Source organism: Streptomyces sp. IBSBF 2435 (genome assembly GCF_036815005.1).
Taxonomy (GTDB): domain Bacteria; phylum Actinomycetota; class Actinomycetes; order Streptomycetales; family Streptomycetaceae; genus Actinacidiphila.
In genome coordinates this window covers 1-1797 of record NZ_JAJSYW010000133.1, presented here as the reverse complement: position 1 = coordinate 1797, position 1797 = coordinate 1, and the positions used below count along the sequence as shown (strand labels likewise).

Below are 1797 nucleotides of genomic sequence, written 5' to 3'. Positions count from 1 at the left end.
CGGCCGGGCGGCGTCCGCGGCCCGCCCGGCCGCCACCGCCCCGCCGCCGCCCCCGGCCGGCCCCTGGCGCGACACGGGCTACCTCGGCTACGCGGCACTCGACTCGGTGATGTTCCTCTACGGCTGCTCGCTCACCGTCGGCCTCCCGCTGTGGATCGTCACCCGCACCACCGCGCCGCACGGCCTGGCCGCCGCGGTCTTCGTCATCAACACCGTCCTGGTCGTCCTCCTCCAGGTACGCCTCGCGCGCTACGGCAACTCCCCGCGCGTCGCCGCCAATTCGCTGCGCCAGGTCGCCGTCTGGTTCGTCCTGTCATGCGCCGCCACCGCTGTCGCCGTCCTGCACACCCGGTGGGCCGCGACAGTCGCCGTGGTGGCCGCGGCCGTCGCCTTCACCGTCGTCGAGATGATCCAGTCCGCGGTCTCCTGGGAGCTGTCCGTCAGCCTCGCCCCGGCACACCTCCAGGGCAGCTACGTCGGCGTGCACGGCCTCGCGCAGTCCACCTCCCGCTGCGTCGGGCCGCTGCTGCTCACCTCGGTCGTGATCGCGGCGGGACCGGCCGGCTGGCTCGGCCTCGGCGCCGTCCTCGCCGGCGCCGCGCTCCTCCAGCGCCGTATGGTCCTGCGCCGCCTCGACCGACCCGGCGCGGGGGTCGCGGAAGCCCCGTTGTCAGTGGTACCGATTACAGTCAGTGAGCAGTAGGGATCATTTGGATCCGCTCACAGGGGGAAAGATGTCACGCACCAGCAGCGCCGGCGTTCGCACCGGCAGCGCGAGCGCCACCGCCTTCGGCACCGGGAATCACTCCGCCGGCCGCAGGCCCGACCGCACCCGCGCCCGCAAGCGCACCCGTAAAGCATCGCATACCGCGCGCAATCGCCCGCCAGGGCGCACCGCCTACCGCCGCGCCCTGCGCCGGGAGGCACCCACCGTGGTCGGGCTGCTGCTCGACGACCACGACTTCACCGCCATGACCGGCTACCCGAGCTTCCCCTTCCGCGACTACGGACTGTATCTGCACCACCTGGACGGACTGCTGCGCTCCCTGCACGCCCAGGGCACCAGCGTCACCGTCACCCTCTTCGACCCCGACCAGTACGCCGACCACTGCGCCGACACCCGCAGGCCACCGGACACCCCCGTCGCCCGCACCCGCTACACCGCCGAGATCAGCACCACCGGCCCCACCGTCCGCTACACCCGGCAGCCCCTCGCGCTGCTGCGCACCCAGCTCGCCCACGAAGCCGCCCGCCGCGCCACCTGGGACCGGGCGGGCGACATCCTCGCCGCCGCCGGCCAGTGCCCCGAATGCGAAGAACCCGTCGCCCACTGCGCCTTCGACCTCGCCTCGCACACCCTGCTGCGCATCATCGAGGCCGCCGGCCCCGGCTCCCACCACTTCGTGTGCAGCCTGCCGACCGCCGACGGGGACCCGCTGCTGGCCACCGCCCGCATCACCGCGGACCCCGACGGCGAAATCCACCTCACCGACACCGAGGCGCTGGTGCTCTGCACCGTCATGGCCGCCGCCCGGGTCAGCGCCCGCCCCGGCGGCCTCGTCCTGCGCACCACCGACAAAGGGACCGACACCGTCCACGGCTGGTCGCTGCACCCCGAAGGACCGCGCCCGCTCACCGAGGCCGAGGTCTTCAACGCCTACTGCACCGACCCCGACACCGGCGACCTCGTGCCACCGGAAGCCGGAGTGCGCTACCGGGCCGGCCTCCCGCTGCCGCCGCCGCCGCCGCCCGGCGACATGCCCCGCCCCCGATGACCGGCGGGCCGCCACCCAGGAC

1 protein-coding gene and 1 pseudogene are annotated in these 1797 nt (G+C 74.3%); both read left to right on the top strand.

What is annotated here, in order from left to right; translation table 11 throughout:
- Positions 1-703 (top strand): annotated as a pseudogene (locus V7E46_RS23305) (MFS transporter); the annotation flags it as partial.
- Positions 704-734: 31 nt separating this feature from the next.
- On the top strand, positions 735-1775 hold the full coding sequence (locus tag V7E46_RS23300; protein WP_333770242.1) for a hypothetical protein: 1041 nt from the start codon (positions 735-737) through the stop codon (positions 1773-1775).
- Positions 1776-1797: the final 22 nt, after the last annotated feature.